This is a genomic window from Roseomonas rosulenta, from assembly GCF_016106005.1.
GTDB classification, from domain to species: Bacteria; Pseudomonadota; Alphaproteobacteria; order Acetobacterales; family Acetobacteraceae; genus Neoroseomonas; species Neoroseomonas rosulenta.
The window spans coordinates 1-1,457 of sequence record NZ_JACADR010000521.1 but is presented as its reverse complement, the minus strand read 5'-3'; the positions used below and the strand labels follow the sequence as shown (position 1 = coordinate 1,457).

General features: G+C 70.8%; 2 protein-coding genes and 1 pseudogene. All 3 read left to right on the top strand.

Annotated features, from left to right (window positions below):
* Positions 1-203: pseudogene (locus HW578_RS26510) on the top strand (flagellar basal-body MS-ring/collar protein FliF); the annotation flags it as partial.
* A 3-nt stretch (positions 204-206) separates the two neighbouring features.
* On the top strand, positions 207-1,205 hold the full coding sequence (fliG, locus tag HW578_RS26505) for a flagellar motor switch protein FliG (RefSeq protein ID WP_198373689.1): 999 nt from the start codon (positions 207-209) through the stop codon (positions 1,203-1,205).
* A 1-nt stretch (position 1,206) separates the two neighbouring features.
* A partial coding sequence (locus tag HW578_RS26500) for a hypothetical protein (RefSeq protein WP_198373688.1) occupies positions 1,207-1,457 on the top strand: 251 nt, incomplete at its 3' end.

Here is a 1,457-nt window from a genome sequence, read left to right as displayed (position 1 = left end):
CGGGTGCGGCCGCGCTGCCGGGGCAGACCGGCGACCTGGCGGCGCTGCCCGGCGCGCCGGATGGCGATGCGATGGTCTCGATCGCGATGGTCGAGGGGCAGATGCGCGCCTCCTCCATCACGCGCATGCAGGACCTGGTGGATCGCCACCCCGAGGAAGCGCTCGGCGTGGTGCGCCGCTGGATGACGCCGGAGGGGGCCTGAACCATGGCGGGCACGCTCAGCGGCGCGCAGAAGGCGGCCGCCTTCATGCTGGCCATCGGCGAGGAGCACGCCGCGCGGCTCTTCGCCAAGATGCACGAGGACGAGATCCGCGACATCTCGCAGGCCATGGCCAACCTCGGCACGGTGCATGCCTCCGCGGTCGAGGATCTGTGCCGCGAATTCGCCGAGGGGCTCGGGCAGACCGGCAACCTGGTGGGATCCTGGGAGACCACCGAGCGGATGCTGCTCAAGACGCTGCCGCGCGAGCGCGTGGCGCAGATCATGGAGGAGATCCGCGGCCCCGCCGGTCGCACCATGTGGGACAAGCTCGGCAACGTGAACGAGGCGGTGCTCGCCAACTACCTCAAGAACGAATACCCGCAGACCGTCGCCGTAGTCCTGACCAAGGTGAAGGCCGACCACGCCGCGCGCGTGCTCTCCCTGCTGCCAGAGAGCTTCGCCATGGAAGTCGTGATGCGCATGCTGCGCATGGAGACCGTCCAGAAGGAGGCGCTGGACGGCGTCGAGAAGACGCTGAAGGCCGAGTTCATGTCGAACCTGGCGCGCGCGCAGCGGCGCGACGCGCACGAGATGATGGCCGAGATCTTCAACAACCTCGACCGCCAGTCCGAGACGCGCATCCTCGCCGCGCTCGAGGAACGCAACCGCGACGCCGCCTCGCGCATCCGCGGGCTGATGTTCACCTTCGACGACCTGGCGCGGATGGACGGCGCGGGCGTGCAGGTGCTGATGCGCGCGGTGCCGAAGGAACAGCTGACGCTGGCACTGAAGGGGGCGTCCGAGACGCTGCGCGACCTGTTCATCAAGAACATGAGCGAGCGCGCCGCGAAGATGCTGAAGGAGGACCTGGCCGCGCTCGGCCCCGTCAAGCTGCGCGAGGTGGACGAGGCGCAGGCGGCGATCGTGCTGCTGGCCAAGGACCTCGCGGCGCAGGGCCAGATCCAGATGCAGGACGGGCGCGAGGAGGAGATGGTCTACTGACATGCCCGACAGCTTCGCACCCCTGGCGCAGGAGGCCCGGCGCGCCGATTTCGCGCCCACCTTCCTGATCGCTGCGCTCGACGCCGCGCGGCGCGAGGCGGCGCAGGCCGAGCCCGCACCGGAGTCCGATCCGATCGCAGCGGTGATCGAGGAATCGCGCCGGATGGCCTTCGCCGAGGGCCATGCCGCCGGCCTGCGCGAGGCCGCCGCCGCGGCGCCCACGCAGGCCGCGCGCGCCGCGGCGCTGGCGCT